This window comes from Pseudomonas sp. A0308 (assembly GCF_044218815.1).
Classification (GTDB): Bacteria; Pseudomonadota; Gammaproteobacteria; order Pseudomonadales; family Pseudomonadaceae; genus Aquipseudomonas; species Aquipseudomonas iridis.
In genome coordinates, this window is the sequence record NZ_CP162581.1 from 6,191,909 (window position 1) to 6,208,439 (window position 16,531).

The following is a 16,531-nucleotide window of genomic DNA, read 5'->3' on the forward strand; positions in this document are numbered from 1 at the left end:
CGAATGAATCCGAGGAGTTTGACCATGACGACTGCCATCAATACTGCTGTGGAAAAGGGCGACGCCGCCATCGGCGCGCATCTGGTGCGAGACGTCAGCCTGCCGGCGCTGGTGCTGCACCGCGAAGCGCTGGAGCACAACATTCGCTGGATGCAGGCATTCGTCAGCGACAGCGGCGCCGAACTCGCGCCCCACGGCAAAACCAGCATGACCCCGGCCCTGTTCAAGCGTCAGCTCGACGCCGGTGCGTGGGGCATCACCCTCGCCAGCGCCACTCAAACCCGCGCGGCCTACGCCCACGGTGTGCGTCGTGTGCTGATGGCCAACCAATTGGTCGGCACGCCGAACATGGCGCTGATCGCCGATCTGCTGGCGGATCCGTCGTTCGACTTCTATTGCATGGTTGATCACCCGGACAACGTTGCCGATCTCGGCGCTTACTTCGCCTCGCGCGGTGTGAAGCTCAACGTGATGATCGAGTACGGCGTGGTCGGTGGTCGATGCGGTTGCCGCAGCGAACAGGAAGTCATTGAGCTGGCCAAGGCAATCAGCGCGCAACCGGCGCTGGCGCTGACCGGCATCGAAGGATATGAGGGCGTGATCCACGGTGATCACGCGGTCAGCGGCATCCGCGAATTTGCCGCGTCGTTGGTGCGCCTGGCCGTGCAGTTGCAGGACAGCGGTGGGTTCGCCATCGCCAAACCGATCATCACGGCGTCGGGCTCGGCTTGGTACGACCTGATTGCCGAATCGTTCGAGGCGCAGAACGCTGCTGGCCGCTTCCTCAGCGTGTTGCGCCCCGGTAGTTATGTGGCGCACGACCATGGCATCTACAAAGAGGCGCAGTGCTGCGTGCTCGATCGCCGCAGTGATCTGCACGAAGGTCTGCGTCCGGCACTGGAAGTGTGGGCGCACGTGCAGTCGCTGCCGGAGCCGGGTTTTGCGGTGATTGCACTGGGCAAGCGTGACGTGGCGTACGACGCCGGGCTGCCGGTGCCGCTGCTGCGTTACCCGGCCGGTGTAGTGCCGGCGGTGGGCAAGGACGTTGGCGCGTGCAAGGTCACGGCAGTGATGGATCAGCATGCATTCATGACGGTGGCGCCGGGAGTTGAGCTGCGCGTTGGCGACATCATTTCCTTTGGTACATCCCACCCCTGCCTGACCTTTGACAAATGGCGCGTGGGCTTGCTGGTGGATGAGCAGTTGTCGGTGATCGAAACTATGGAGACGTGTTTCTAGGGCTTCAGACCGAGGCGCCGCCATCGCTGGCAAGCCAGCTCCCACAGGGTGAAGTGTGGATGCACATTTTGTGTACGACCCAAAAACTGTGGGAGCTGGCTTGCCAGCGATGGGGCCAGATCAGACACCATCGATCAACCAGAGACACCACAAAAAAATGACCACTCTCAGCCCCCTGGGGCCCAACACCCCACGCATCGCCCTGATCGGCGAATGCATGATCGAGCTTCAGCAGCGCGCCGACGGCAGCCTGCAGCAAAGCTTCGGCGGCGATACCCTCAACACCGCCGTCTACCTGTCGCGCGCCATGGGCGATAAAGCGCAAGTCGACTACGTCACCGCGCTGGGCGATGACAGCTTCAGCGACGCCATGTGTCAGAGTTGGTCGAGCGAAGGCATCGGCCTCGATCTCGTACAGCGCCTGCCCGGACGCTTGCCGGGTCTGTATTGCATCCAGACCGACGCCAACGGCGAGCGACGCTTTCTCTACTGGCGCAACGAGGCGGCCGTCCGCGATTGCTTTACCACTGCCGCAGCCGAGCCGATTCTGGCGGCGTTGCCGGATTACGACGTGCTGTATTTCAGCGGCATCACCCTGGCCGTGCTCGGTGCGCAGGGCAGGGAAAGATTGATCCAGACCCTGATTGATGCTCGCCAGCGTGATGCGCGAATCGTCTTCGACAACAACTACCGGCCACGTTTATGGGCGTCAGTGGCAGAGGCGCGTGCGGCTTATCGCAGCGTGTTGCCGCACATCGATCTGGCGTTGCTGACCTTGGATGACGAGCAGGCGCTGTTTGGCTTCAGTGACTGCGATGCGGTGTTCGAAGCTTACGCGCAGATTGGCACGCCGGAAGTGGTGCTCAAGCGCGGCGCTGAGGCGTGCCTGATTCGGTATGACGGTGAGGCGTTTGCAGTGCCGGCACAGAAAGTCGAGAAAGTCGTGGACACCACGGCGGCGGGGGATTCTTTCAGTGCTGCTTATCTGGCGAGTCGTTTGCTGGGTGGAAGTCCAGAGGATGCGGCCGAGGCCGGCCATCGATTGGCGAGCCAGGTAATTCAAGTGCCGGGAGCGTTGATTCCGCGGTAACCAATGAATGGCCGCTTGCTGCGCGATCGTTCGCGAGTAGGCTCGCCCCCACAAGGATCAGCAGTGTGCAGGCAACAACCTTGTGGGAGCTGGCTTGCCAGTGATGAGGCTCGAAAGCCAACCACTCAATCCCGGTAAAACACCTGCACCAGGTGATAGCCGAATTTGCTCTTGATCGGCCCATGCACCGTGCGCAGCGGCTTCTTGAAGATCACCGCATCAATCGCACCGACCATCTGCCCCGGCCGAACTTCACCCAGATCGCCGCCGCGTTTGCCGGACGGGCACGTCGAGTATTTCTTCGCCAATACATCAAACGCTTCACCCTTGGCGATGCGTTGTTTGAGCTGTTCGGCCTCTTCGGCGGTTTTCACCAGAATGTGGCGGGCTTGGGCTTTCATCGTGCGGTACCTGATAACGGGGTGACGGCGGGGCGCGGATTATGCCTCAACTCAAGGCGTCTCGCTGATCATCGTGCGAATCTTGCTGGCCAGCAGCTCAATCGAAAACGGCTTGGCCACCATGTCCATGCCGTCCTCAAGAAAGCCCTGACGCTCGGCAGCCTTCTGCGCATACCCGGTCATGAACAGCACCTTGAGCTTCGGATGATGCTGGCGTGCGATTTCCGCCAGTTGCCGCCCGTTCATGCCCGGCAGCCCGACGTCGGTGATCAGCAGATCGACGCGCACATTCGACTCCAGCAAAGGCAGGGCTGTCCTGGCGTCCTCGGCCTCGTAGCCGTTGTAGCCCAGCTCCCTGAGCAGATCGAGCACCAGCATGCGCACCGCCGGGTCGTCTTCGACCACCATCACGGTTTCCCCGGCGGCGATGGGCGCAGGTTGCTCAACGAGTTCAGCCTCCGGGCTTTCCGGCTCGCTGCCATGCAGGCGCGGCAAGTACAGACGCACGCAAGTACCCTGGCCCGGCAGGCTGTCGAGGCTGACATGGCCGCCCGACTGCTGCGCAAAACCATAGATCATCGACAATCCCAGACCGGTGCCCTGGCCGATGGGCTTGGTGGTGAAAAACGGATCGAATGCCTTGGAAAGTACCGAGGGCGTCATGCCGCTGCCGTTGTCGCTGACCGCCAGCATCAGGTAATCGCCGGCCTTGACCGGTTCCAGCGTGGTGATGTCATTGCCATCGAGATAAACGTTGGCCGTTTCGATCAGCAATTCACCGCCATCGGGCATGGCGTCGCGGGCGTTGATCACCAGGTTGAGCAGGGCATTTTCCAGTTGGCTGACGTCGGTGCTGACAGGCCAGAGGTTTTCTGCGAGGCGTAACGTGAGCGCGATCGGATCGCCCTTGGTGCGACGGATCAGATCTTCCAGCGAATGGATCAGCGCGTTGACGTCGAGGGTTTTGCGATCCAGTGACTGGCGCCGCGAAAACGCCAGCAGGCGGTGTGTCAGCGCAGCGGCACGGTTGGCGGACGACACGGCGGCTTCGGTAAAACGCCCGATTTCGTCGGCCCGACCATTGGCGATATAGCGTTGCATCAGGTCGAGGCTGCCGATAATCCCGGTGAGCATGTTGTTGAAGTCATGGGCGATGCCGCCGGTGAGCTGACCGACCGCTTCCATCTTCTGAGCATGGCGCAACGCATCTTCGGCGCGCTCGCGTTCGAACATCTCGTTCTGCAAGCGCTCATTGGCCTGGGCCAATTGTTCGGTGCGGGCGCTGACGCGTTCTTCAAGTGTCTCGTTGAGATTACGCAGCGCCTCTTCGGTTTTCTTGCGCTCGGACTCGTCGATCACAAAGATGTAGAAGCCGTTGACCGCGCCATCCGCTCCGTGGCGGGGCAAGTAGTTCATCAGCGCATGCCGGGTGCTGCCGTCGCGATGGGGCGTGTACAGGCTGAACGAGCAGGGCCGTCCGGCCAGCGCCTCGCCGATGTACGGCGAACGCAGGAAATAGGCCTCTTCGCCGATCACCTCGCGAATGGTGCGGCCATACAGCTCTTGCGGCGTCAGACCGTACCAGTCGAGATACGCCGCGTTATTCAGACGAAAGCGTTCTTCGTGGTCGACATAGCTGATCAGGATCGGCATGGCGTTGATGACCAGTTGTAATTCGTTCTGACTCTGGCGCAACGCATGTTCGTTCTGTTTTCGCTCGGTCAGATCCAGGGCTGCACCGAGAAAACGCACCGGCCGGCCATGATGATCCTTGTAGCAGCGGCCGCGAGCGAATACCCAGCGCTGCTCGCCGCCGGGCAACAGCAAGCGGTACTCTTCGGCGTATTCCGTGCCGTGGGTGATGCAATGTTTGATGCTGCGGGCCAGCAGCGCACGGTCTTCGGGGTGAACGCCGTTCAGATAATCGCTGATGGGCAATTGCCCGGCGCGGGCCGGATCAATGCCGTGCAACTGGGCAAAGTGCGCGTCGGCAATAAAGCGATCTTCACCGATGTCCCAGTCCCAGGTGCCGACCGCATCGGTGGCGGCGAGCGCCAGTTGCAGTCGCTCTTCGGTGTTGCGCTGAACCCTGAGGCTCTCGTCCGAACGCTGCTGCAACTCCAGAGCGATGCGCCGCCGTTCGTTGGTTTCAATCGCGGTGACGAGGATCCCGGCTACCTGTGCGTTTTCATCACGGATCGGGCTATACGTCAGATCAAGCCAGAACTCTGAATCCTTGCCATCGTGTTGCAGGGTGAAGCGCTGTTCACTGTAAGTGCGTACCTGACCTTGTAGGACGGCGCTGTAAATCGGGTCGGTAAAGTCTCGAAGTTCGGGCCATATCTGGTGCGCAGGCTGTCCGAAAGCGTGCGGGTGCTTGCTCCCGGCGAGCAGGGCAAAGCCGTTGTTGTAGATCTGCGTCAACTCCGGCCCCCACATCAGCAACATCGGCATCGGCGAGTGAATCACGATGTCCACGCCGGTGCGCAGGCTCTGCGGCCAGGTGCCTGCAGCGCCCAGAGGGCTGCGGCTCCAATCGGTACGGGCTATCAGTGCCTGGGCGTCGTTGCTGGTTGGTACAGCGTTCATCGTTGCATCCTGAGCGTCAGTCGGTAGGGCGGCGTCTACTATCCTAATCTGGTAGACGCGCATTGGCTCGCGGCGTCACGGCGCGGGTCCTCTCTATTCATTGCAAGCTTCGCAGGTGCTTTTAGCCATGGAAATCGATGCACTGCTCAAACAACTGGCGAGTCGTCATGGTTTGGACCTGTTCCTCTCCACGGGCGCACCGCCCAGTGCACGTTTTGAAGGCGTGCTTACCCCGTTGAGCGAGCAATCATTCAAACCTGGCGAGGTGGCAACGGTAGCCACCTCCCTCATGGACGCCGAGCAGCGCAGGGAGTTCGACCGGGATCTGGAAATGAACCTGGCAATCTCGCGCCCCGGCATCGGTCGCTTCCGGGTCAACATCTTTAAACAGCGCAACGATGTATCCATTGTGATCCGCAACGTCAAACTCGATATTCCGCGTTTCGAGGATCTCAAACTGCCGCCAGTATTGCTCGAAACCGTGATGCTCAAGCAGGGGCTGGTACTGTTTGTCGGCGCCACCGATTCGGGAAAATCAACCTCGCTGGCAGCGCTCATCGATCACCGCAACCGCCACAGCAGCGGACATATCGTCACCATCGAAGACCCGATCGAGTACATCCATCGCCATCAGCGGTCGATCATCAACCAGCGTGAAGTCGGGGTCGACACTCGAAGTTTTCACTCCGCGCTTAAAAATACCCTGCGCCAGGCGCCGGACGTGGTGCTGATCGGTGAAATTCGTGACCGTGAAACCATGGAGCACGCGTTGTCATTTGCCGAGACAGGGCATCTGGTTTTGTCGACGTTGCACGCTAATAACGCCAATCAGGCGTTGGATCGAATTATCAATATGTTCGCAGAAGAGCGCCGGCCGCAGTTGCTACAGGCGCTTGGTAACAACTTGAAAGCATGTATTTCGCAGCGTCTTGTGCGCACGGTTGATGGAAACCGCAGAGCTGCCGTAGAGGTGTTGCTGGGTACGCCGACCGTAGCCGATCTGGTCCGACGTTGTGAGTTCGGGGAGCTCAAAGCCATGATGGAAAAATCCGCGGCTATGGGCATGCAGACATTTGACTCAGCCCTGTTTGCGTTGGTATCGACGGGTGCAATTACTGAGGAAGAGGCGTTAAGGAATGCCGATTCGGTCAACAATCTGAAGTTGCGCTTGAAATTGATCGGAGAGAGCAATATTGATCGAAATTCAACGGCGGGAGAGTGGGGTTTAATGGATTGATATGCTGATCAGTAGGCTCGATATTGATTGTTGGTAATATCGCTTAATATCTTCGAAGTGGACCAGCCCAGTCTGGAAGTTGAGTATTGTCAAGTTTGGCGATAAGCAATTAACTTGATGGGATTCCATAATGGATTTTAAGATAAAAAATAAGATTTTTCAGTCATCAACTAAAGCTCTGGCTGAATTGAATGGCAAGTTGGCTGCGGATGCTGCTGAGTATCTTCAGGTAATTGATGAGCTGGAGTTGGCGCTGGAAGAGAGTAAGGAAGATCAGGTTATCAAATGGTACGCTCGCGAAGTAGCGTTGCAGGCGGGATCCTCAATGTATGAAATTTATAATCCCGGCAGACTTTTGCTTAACGACTTTCTACAAATTAATTTTGTCATTGGTATGATTAATCGGGTGGGGGCGCGTGAGCATGATGGTCTTGTTCGGGTCGGGCCTGATGAGAAAATCGAAGTCTATGGTCCGGACGGCTGGATTGACCTGCGTGCGCGCACCATCCTTGGCTGGTATGAGGAGTATACGAGGCCTTTGAAGTTGATTGCGGATATATCCCGCGCAGCAGGAGGGTATGTATGGCCGGACCTGGATATGACCCTGGACCAGTGGTTTCGCTTTCATGAGCTTGATCCGCCGAAAAATAACGCAGAAGTCAGGAACTTGATTGCCTTGTTGAAGTTTGATCCGGTCGTTGATAATCCCGTCAACTATTGGGAGCACTTTCAGGAGGGTGGGCAGGGATTGTTGAAACTCACGCAGGACGAATTTTCAGAGATCAGACGGGCGACGGCAAAAATCACTTTAGGTAGGAAACTTCTCACAATATTGCACAGCATCAGCGGGCGGCCACGTATAACGCATAAGAACGCCGCTCAGCAAATAAAAAACCTGGTTACACACGCTGGCTCGCTAGTGATCGCCAGAAGATATCTCGAAGAGCTTGAATGGTTTGGCGCAAACGTACAGGAAGAGGTATCTGAGAGCGTGCTGGCCCAGCTATTGATAACGGCTATATTGCTCGACCTTAATACATCGATTGACCAGAGTCTCCGACGCGGACGTGTTGCCGAGTTTGATTTATATGCAGCGACAAACGTTGAACGACATGCCTCGTCAGTACTTCATGACTTGTCGAGCTTTTTGCAGACCAAACAATGGGTAGACGCTGCTCTGGCGCCGCTTGCGGCGCATATGTTACTGACTCGGATTGCACCAGAGTTTCTCGTATCTGGAATACCGTCGTCAGTTACACTTGGCTCGATTGCGTGGATCAATTTCAGTCGTGGCGTGACGCTGGTTAACGCGGTTAAAACCGGCGCCGCTCAAGTGATGACCTATACCCAGATCATGGCTTACGCTGACTTGTATCCGGTAAGTGACGCGCAGAGACATCTACGGGATCTGACCATGATCGACCCGATTGTCGATTGGGCGCTGCTTAATCAAGTAGTGACGCGTGCAGAGCTTGATGAGGCGGAGGAAGCTACTACAAAACGAGCAATTGCGGCATTCGAGCAGCATGCCGAGAAGTTTAGCCAAATAGCCCAAACCTTCTCGACAGTGCTACCTGACAGGGCGAAAATTGCCCGTGCGGCATTGAGTGTCGCGGCGCCGGGCTGCGACACTCTGGACGAAAAAGCACTTTCCGAACAAGGCGGCCAGCAGATCATGTCCATGGTTGATTTGCATCAGTCTGGCGATCTGGTTACCGGCAAGTGGGACCGACGCACCGTCCGCTTGATCACGAACGGGGTGCCGCGACCGGCCATCAATTACAACCCTTCGGGCGTTAGTCTTTATAAGCATTACCCACAATTACTCGCGCTCAAATCCTGTGATGAGGAGATGGATCGTCAGTTGGCGGTGTATCGCAGTGATTTGGATGAGGCCATGTTGACGACCGTAAAAATGGCGTTGGCGCTGATGCCCGATACTGATCTGCACGCGTTCATGAATGCAAAGATCCACTTTCTCACCGTGCGTGGATCCGCGATCTATACGGCCACCAAGCGCATCGGCGGGCCATTGGACAAGGATTTTCAAAATGAAACACTGCAAAGCCGAGACGCTGCAACCGGTCGTTTTGGCGTTGTGATGTTTGCGACTTACAACAATGCCGTCATCTGTTATGAGCTGTTCACCTCGCGCGGAGAGTTTCGAAAAAATGACGCATTGGGTGAGTTGATTGTTCGCCAGCGAACACTGCAGCAGCGCTCAAGGATGAGTCGCCCGGCTGACCTGACATCTCAACTGCCTTTTACCTCCCTTCAGTTATTGCCGCTCAATGTGAAGTGTTACACCCATGGTGTTGCGCCAGACGCTTCGATCAGCAGTAGCATGGCCTTTATCGATAACTTTGGTGCGCTGCCCGAGCCGCAAACAACTGCTAACCCCAAGATGGGATTTTATCAGCGTATCAACGATCCCGACGTTGCACGTATCGCGGAGTTTATTGTTGCTCATCGACCGTTCCTGAATGCTCGGGAGCTCAGAGAGCTAGTTCGTGTACCCACACCTTTGGAGCTCTCCCGAGAAGAGGGCGAACGGCTGATTACTTATTTCATCAACCTGGTGGTGCCGTTCAAGAAATGTATCGAGGACATTACATCCGGTGAACACGACAAAGTGGTAGATGGGATCTATGGTTGCTTGATGGACGGCATCGGGCTGGTGGGAACGGTCGCGGGAGCCAGTTCCAAAGTGTTGAGTGTTTCAGCGAAGGCCATTTCTACAACGGCAAAAGCTGCGCGTTTTACCAAATTGGCGTTTACCTCGGCGATTTCGCTATTCAACCCACTGGACGGCGTGCCGTCTGGCATACAGTTAGGTGGAAAACTGGTACACAAGGGTTTTTTGCGTTTCAACAAAAACTCGCATGCTCTTATCGCGAAGGCGAACAAACAGCTGCGCTCACTCAGGCCGCGACAACACCCACATGTTTTGTTTGACAATAATGGTAGCGCACAATTCGCGCTCGGCACTTGGCGCCCTCGCAGCGTAGCGAGCGATGCCGTGGCGATCCTGGCCGTGCGCCGGGACAATAAATGGTACGCCTTGAATCGTCGCGGCGACGTCTGGGGCAAACCTCTGGACGGTTTCAGGCAGAACGCGCCATTGCCATTGCCTTACCCGACAAAGACCTTGCCGGAGAGCTATTCGCGAAGCTTCATCGACAAAAGTCTGCCGCGCGCGCGAGCGAAAATCGATAATGCCCTTGAAGCCATAAGCCGTCATGACTTCAAACGCGATTGCAGTCGAGTGATGAAAATATTATTCGGCGACTCGTCATCGGTAGCCATAGATCGTTTGATTATCTACCTGCGCTTGATCCGTTTCGATTTTGCCGGGTTTTCGCTAAGCAATATTGTGCTTGACGCCATCAAGGAGAATGAAACTATCGCCGCATTCGATGTTAACGCTTATAAACGCTGGAAAAATGAAGGCGCAACCAATGGGGCTGATCAGGCTTTTGTTGAAATATATACAAAAAACCTCAACAAACATTTCATCAGCCTGGGCTTTAATCATGACGTCGTAGCCGATGATCTGATTCACGAGTTATTCCATGCGAGCGCGCAGACGGACGATGTGGGCTACGCGACTGACACGCAGGCAGAAAAGACCGAAGGACAGCAACTGAATGTGGCAACACTGCTCAATATTGCATCGGGCTGTCTGCCGGTATCAGAAGGCAGCACGGTTTGTCATGCGCCATCCAAAGCCTTTGAAAATGCAGATTCGCTGGCGATGGCCACTTCACTTCTGAGCCAGCTTTGCACAGACAAAGTGACGTTCGACCGCAATATGGCGGACATCACCAGTGCTCTTGAAGCCAGTGGCGCAAACGCCATTACCGAGCCGGTTATTATCACTCTGAACAAGCCGGCGTGATTATGTAGGCCGCGATCTGACTTCCCTACCTGGCTGAATCAATCCGCCAGTTCAGGCCGATCCCGAAACTGCTCCAGCGCTTCGGGATTGGCCAATGCATCGGTGTTTTTCACCGGCTGGCCGTGCACTACGTTCCTGACGGCCAGTTCCACCACCTTGCCACTGATCGTGCGTGGAATGTCCGTGACGGCAACAATCTTCGCCGGCACATGCCGCGGTGTAGTGCTGGCGCGGATCACCTGGCGAATCTGCGCTTGCAGGCTATCGTCGAGTACCGCGCCGTCCTGCAACCGCACAAACAACACCACCCGCACATCGTCCTGCCATTGCTGCCCGATAGCCACGCTATCGAGCACTTGCGAGACTTTTTCCACCTGCCGATAAATCTCCGCTGTACCGATGCGCACGCCGCCGGGATTGAGCACGGCGTCGGAGCGGCCGTGAATCATCATTGCGCCGTGGGGCAACTCTTCGGCGTAATCGCCTTGCGCCCAGACTCCGGGGAACAGGCTGAAATAGGATTTGCGCAGCTTATCGCCCTTCGGGTCATTCCACAGGCCGATCGGCATCGCCGGGAAATGCCGGGTGCACACCAACTCGCCTTTTTCACCGATCACCGGCTGACCCGCGTCGTTCCACACTTCAACCGCCATGCCCAGGCTCTTGCCCATGATCTCGCCGCGCCGCACGGAGGATAGCGGATTGCCGTTAACGAAGCAGGAAACGATATCGGTGCCACCGGACATCGAGGCCAGGCAGACGTCCGGTTTGAAGTCGCGGTAGACGAAATCGTAGCTCTGCGGCGACAAGGCTGAACCGGTGCAGAGCAGGGTTTTCAGGGCGCTCAGATCATGGCTTTCGCGGGGCTTGAGGCCACTGCTTTCCAGGGTTGCGAGGAATTTTGGGCTGGTGCCGAATACGCTGACGCGCTCATCTTCCAGCAGATCCAGCAAACGCTCGGGACCTGGGTGAAATGGCGAGCCGTCATACAGCACCACGGCGCTGCCGACCGCGAGGGCCGACACCAGCCAGTTCCACATCATCCAGCCACACGTTGTGTAGTAGAACAAGCGGTCGCCGGTACCGAGGTCGACGTGTAATCCATGTTCCTTCACGTGTTGCAGCAGCACGCCGCCGGTGCTGTGCACGATGCATTTCGGCACGCCGGTGGTGCCGCTGGAATACAGCACGTACAGCGGATGGGCGAACGGCACCGGGACGAAGAACGGATCGCCGCCCGGCGTGTAGAAATCATCCCAGCGCGTGACATCGGCGTGCGTTCGATAATCTTCCACGCGAGCCTGCGAGCGCGCGTAAGGCACGATGATCAGCTGTTGCAGCGACGGCAGTTGCGCAAGGATTTCATTGAGCTTGGTCGTCTGGTCGATCTCTTTGCCCGCATAGCGATAGCCGGCGCAGGTGATCAGCACTTTCGGCTCGATCTGGCCGAAGCGGTCGATCACGCCATGGGTGCCGAAGTCCGGTGATGAGCATGACCAGATCGCGCCTAGGCTGGTGGTCGCGAGCATCGCCACCAGGGTCTGCCAGGTGTTTGGCATGCACGCCGCGACCCGGTCGCCGAGACCAACGCCAGCCGCTTGCAGGCTGGCCTGAAACCCCGCGACCTGGCGGGCCAGCTCGGCCCAGGTCAATTGCTCGCGCTGACCATTTTCTGCCACGCTCACGACAGCCACCGCATCATCGCGCCGGCGCAACAGGTGCTCGGCAAAATTCAGCGTTGCTCCGGGAAACCACTCGGCGCTGGGCATTTTCGCACCTTCGCGCAGCACGGCGTCGGGCTGGGTATGGAAGCCGATGTCGAAGAAATCAACGATGGCCTGCCAGAACACTTCGCGCTGACCGATGCTCCACTGATGCAGGGCAGGGTAGTCGCCAAGGTTCAGCGAATGGCGCTGATTGACGGAGCGTCGGAACGCGTCCATGCGCGATTTTGCGATGCGGCTGGCGTCGGGTTGCCAGAGGATGTCGGACATTGGTTTGCCTCTTGTTTTGTTGTTCATGCACATCAACTGTGGGAGCGAGCCTGCTCGCGAAAGCATTCTGTCAGTGAATGCATACGGGACTGACACACCGCCTTCGCGAGCAGGCTCGCTCCCACAAGGAGAATGGCTGCGCGAAAAATTACTGCGCCAACCACCCACCATCAATATTCCACGCCGCGCCACGGACCTGGCTGCCAGCCTCGCTGCACAGAAACAACACCAGATCACCCAGATGCTGCGGGGTGACGAATTCCAGTGACGGCTGTTTCTCTGCCAGCAAATCATGTTGCGCCTGCTGCGGGTCGATGCCCTTGGCTGCGCGATCATCGATCTGCTTCTGCACCAGTGGCGTCAACACCCAACCCGGACAGATAGCGTTGCAGGTGACGTTACTGGTCGCCGTTTCCAGACCGACCACTTTGGTCAGTCCGATCACGCCATGTTTGGCCGCGACATAAGCCGCTTTGCCCGTCGAGCCTACCTGGCCGTGGACGGAAGCAATGTTGATGATTCGCCCCCAGCCCTTGGCGCGCATGCCCGGCAAGCTCAGGCGAGTGCTGTGGAACACCGAAGATAGATTGATGGCGATGATCGAATCCCAGCGCTCGATCGGAAATTCTTCCACCGACGCGACGTGCTGGATACCGGCGTTATTGACCAGAATGTCGACGCCGCCGAACTCGTGCTCGGCGTACGCGATCATCTCGGCAATCTGCGCCGGGTCGCTGACGTCGGCCGGATGATGGCCGACCTTGCCGCCGTACTGCGCCACTTCGGCAATCACTTTGGCGGCATCGCCAAAACCATTGAGAATCACGTTGGCCCCAGCCTTGGCCAGTGCAAGGGCAATGCCCAGGCCGATGCCGCTGGTGGAGCCGGTAACCAGTGCGGTTTTGCCCGTAAGAGTCGTCATCAATACCTCACACAATGCCAGTGGCGTAGAAAGTGCCGATCACCACGAAAACCGCCAGGGTCTTGATCAGCGTAATACAGAAAATGTCTTTATAGGCTTCGCGGTGGGTCAGACCGGTAACCGCCAGCAACGTGATCACCGCGCCGTTATGCGGCAGGGTGTCCATGCCGCCGCTGGCCATCGCGGCCACGCGGTGCAGCACTTCCAGCGGAATGTTCGCCGCGTTCGCCGCGCTGATGAATTGCTCCGACATCGCCGCCAGGGCAATGCTCATACCGCCCGACGCCGAACCGGTGATACCGGCGAGCAAGGTCACGGTGATCGCTTCGTTAACCAGCGGATTGGGGATTTGCTTGAGCCAGTCGGCCAGCACCAGAAACCCCGGCAGCGAGGCAATCACCGCGCCAAAACCGTATTCGGAGGCGGTGTTCATGGCGGCCAGCAACGCGCCGCTGACCGCGCTCTTACTGCCCTCGGCCAGTTTGCTACGAATCGCTTTAAAGCCGAACACCAGCACCATGAGGATGCCGATCAGCAACGCCGCTTGTACCGCCCAGATCGCCGTCAGTTTGGCGATTTCAGTGGTGACCGGCGTGGCCATGCCCGGCAGCGCGAGGCTGTGGGTCTTGCCGTACCACTGCGGAATCCACTGGGTGAACAGCAGGTTCATGATGCCCACTGCCAGCAGAGGCGACAGCGCAAGCCACGGGTTTGGCAGCTTCAGGTCTTCGGCCGTTTCCGGCTCGTTGCGCAGCTCGGTGCCATAACCTTCACCGGCGCGCTGGGCCTTGTTGCGCTGACGCTGGAGGAACAGCATGCCGGCGCAAAACACGAAAATCGTGCCGATCACACCCAGCCACGGCGCTGCCCACGCGGTGGTATTGAAGAAGGTGCTGGGAATAATGTTCTGGATCTGCGGCGTGCCGGGCAGGGCATCCATGGTGAACGAAAACGCGCCGAGGGCGATGGTCGCCGGGATCAGACGCTTGGGGATATTGCTCTGGCGAAACATCTCCGCGGCAAACGGATAGACCGCAAACACCACGACGAACAGCGAAACGCCACCGTAGGTGAGCACGGCGCAAACCAGCACGATGACCAGCATGGCCTGCTTGGTGCCGAGCAGGCGAATCGCCGCAGCGACGATAGAGCGCGAGAATCCGGACAGCTCAATCAACTTGCCGAACACGGCGCCGAGCAGGAACACGGGGAAGTACAGTTTGATGAAACCGACCATTTTTTCCATGAACACCCCGGTGAAGGCAGGGGCGACGGCGGAAGGGTCGGTCAACAGGACAGCGCCGAGGGCGGCAATCGGGGCAAAAAGGATAACGCTGTAGCCACGGTAGGCCGCGAGCATCAGCAGCGCGAGGGCTGCCAAGGCAATGATCACACTCATGGTGTGTCTCTCCAGAATTGTTATTTTTGTGGTTGAAACAGGTGTGGGAGAGGCTTTAGCGAGTTTTGTGCCATATATCTAACTTGTTGAAATATATGGAAATTATTTTGAGTCGCGGACATTAAATGAATGCTTTGTCTCTATTTTGAGATGTTTTTTTAATCAGCCGACGTCATCGCTGGCAAGCCAGCTCCCACAGGACTGCGATAAACCTTTGGGAGCTGGCTTGCCAGCGATGCTTTTGTTCTTGTCTTTATTTCGAGATGCATGTCTCTCTATTGAGACTCGGCGATCCCCAACGCCACCATCTTCTTGTACAACGTCGACCGCCCAAGCCCCAGCCGAGCCGCTGCCTCCGGCACCTTGCCCCCACATTGCACAAGCGCAGACTGGATCAATTGCCGATCAAACCGTTCGCGAGCCTGGGCGAAAGTTTCCAAGGCCAAGGGTTCAACAATTGGCGCGCAAGTCCGCTCCACTGGCGTAAACGTGCCGATTGCCGCACGAATGTCGACCTCTGAAAGCATCAAGTCATCGCTGAGCAGCGCCGCCCGTTCCAGCACGTTGCGCAGCTCGCGAATGTTGCCCGGCCAGGCATGCTGCCCGAGCAACGCCAAGGCTTCGCGGTGCAGTTCGTGCTGGCTGCGCAGCTCTTCGAGAATGGCTTCGCTGAGCGCGGGCAGGTCATCGAGCCTGTCCCGTAACGGCGGCACATTGATGGGCAATACGTTGAGTCGGTAATACAGGTCAGCGCGGAACTCACCGCGTTTGATTGCCGCTTGCAAGTCCGTCGATGTCGCGGCGATCACCCGCACATCGCTCTGGATCACTTCATTGGAGCCCACCGGCTCGAACTCTTTCTCTTGCAGCACGCGCAGCAGTTTGCTCTGCAGTGGCAACGGCATGTCGCCAATTTCATCGAGGAACAACGTGCCACCCTGAGCAATCTGCAGTTTGCCGGTTCGGCCCTTGCGGTCAGCTCCGGTGAAGGCGCCTGGTGCCGTGCCGAAAAACTCCGCTTCGAGCAGCGCCTCGGGGATCGCCGCACTGTTGATGCTGACAAACGCCTTGTGCGCCCGTGGCGAAGCACTGTGGATTGCCTGGGCCAACAGCTCTTTGCCGGTGCCCGTTTCGCCGAGCAACAAAACTGGCGAGTCGGCACTGGCGCTGCGGCGAGCGCGACGTTTGACTTCGAGGCTGGCGGCACTGGTGCCGATGAAGTGCGCAAAGTTGTACTTGGTCTGCCGCGCACGCAGCAATGAGCGGGTCGAGGCCAGTTCCTCCTGCATGCTCAGGTAGCGCTTGAGCATCGGCGACAGGGTGCGCAACTCATCAAACAGGGCGAAACCGATTGCGCCGATCACCGTGCCGGCATCGTCGTGAATCGGCAGGCGCATCACCACCAACGGCTCTTTCGGCGTGTCCTGCATGTCCAGCAGAATCGGCCGCCCGCTGCGCACCACTTCACGCAACAGGCTGCCGGGGATCACGCTTTCGCAAGGCTTGCCGATCGCACCGGCAGCGGACTCCAGGCCGAAACGTCGGGCGTAGCGTTCGTTCATCCAGACAATGTTGGCGTCGCGATCGACAATCACCGTGCCTTCGCTCGATTGCTCGATGATCTCGAACAGTGAGCGGATCGCCAGGGTGCGAACCCGTTGGTAGTCCTTGAGGCTTTCAGTGGTGTTCATGAAGGCTGATCCTGAATGTGTGTTGCGACTGCTGGCCTCATCGCTGGCAAGCCAGCTCCGACAGTTTCATT

10 protein-coding genes are annotated in these 16,531 nt (G+C 58.0%); 4 read left to right on the forward strand and 6 right to left on the reverse strand.

Annotated features, from left to right (window positions below):
• The first annotated feature begins 24 nt into the window (after nt 1-24).
• Nucleotides 25-1,239 (forward strand): amino acid deaminase, encoded by a 1,215-nt coding sequence (locus AB4P92_RS28570; protein ID WP_115147001.1) that lies wholly within the window; start codon nt 25-27, stop codon nt 1,237-1,239.
• A gap of 157 nt (nt 1,240-1,396) precedes the next feature.
• Complete coding sequence (locus AB4P92_RS28575; RefSeq protein ID WP_261735754.1) at nt 1,397-2,329, forward strand: sugar kinase; 933 nt, start codon at nt 1,397-1,399, stop codon at nt 2,327-2,329.
• A 125-nt stretch (nt 2,330-2,454) separates the two neighbouring features.
• Here AB4P92_RS28575 and AB4P92_RS28580 read toward each other — a convergent pair whose 3' ends face one another.
• Nucleotides 2,455-2,730, reverse strand: a complete 276-nt coding sequence (locus tag AB4P92_RS28580) for a peptidylprolyl isomerase (RefSeq protein WP_025112520.1) — start codon at nt 2,728-2,730, stop codon at nt 2,455-2,457.
• Between the two features lie 51 nt (nt 2,731-2,781).
• Nucleotides 2,782-5,319 (reverse strand): PAS domain-containing protein, encoded by a 2,538-nt coding sequence (locus tag AB4P92_RS28585; protein ID WP_395598556.1) that lies wholly within the window; start codon nt 5,317-5,319, stop codon nt 2,782-2,784.
• A 127-nt stretch (nt 5,320-5,446) separates the two neighbouring features.
• Here AB4P92_RS28585 and AB4P92_RS28590 point away from each other — a divergent pair, with 127 nt between their 5' ends.
• The gene (locus tag AB4P92_RS28590) at nt 5,447-6,556 is read left to right on the forward strand and encodes a PilT/PilU family type 4a pilus ATPase (protein ID WP_395598557.1); all 1,110 of its coding nucleotides are present in this window, start codon (nt 5,447-5,449) and stop codon (nt 6,554-6,556) included.
• A gap of 130 nt (nt 6,557-6,686) precedes the next feature.
• A complete protein-coding gene (locus AB4P92_RS28595; RefSeq protein WP_395598558.1) occupies nt 6,687-10,454 on the forward strand; it encodes a hypothetical protein in 3,768 nt (1,255 codons plus the stop codon).
• Between the two features lie 38 nt (nt 10,455-10,492).
• Here the strand turns inward: AB4P92_RS28595 and AB4P92_RS28600 are convergent, their stop codons facing one another.
• The 4 genes from AB4P92_RS28600 to AB4P92_RS28615 form a co-directional block, all read right to left on the reverse strand.
• A complete protein-coding gene (locus tag AB4P92_RS28600; RefSeq protein ID WP_395598559.1) occupies nt 10,493-12,448 on the reverse strand; it encodes an acetoacetate--CoA ligase in 1,956 nt (651 codons plus the stop codon).
• A gap of 148 nt (nt 12,449-12,596) precedes the next feature.
• Nucleotides 12,597-13,370 carry a 3-hydroxybutyrate dehydrogenase gene (hbdH, locus tag AB4P92_RS28605; protein ID WP_115146995.1) on the reverse strand — a complete coding sequence of 258 codons (774 nt, stop codon included), beginning with the start codon at nt 13,368-13,370 and terminating at the stop codon, nt 12,597-12,599.
• Between the two features lie 7 nt (nt 13,371-13,377).
• Nucleotides 13,378-14,769: a GntP family permease gene (locus AB4P92_RS28610; RefSeq protein ID WP_042559384.1), complete on the reverse strand. Its 1,392-nt coding sequence runs from the start codon at nt 14,767-14,769 to the stop codon at nt 13,378-13,380.
• A gap of 275 nt (nt 14,770-15,044) precedes the next feature.
• Entirely contained in the window at nt 15,045-16,460 is a 1,416-nt protein-coding gene (locus AB4P92_RS28615) for a sigma-54 interaction domain-containing protein (RefSeq protein WP_395598560.1), read from the reverse strand.
• Nucleotides 16,461-16,531: the final 71 nt, after the last annotated feature.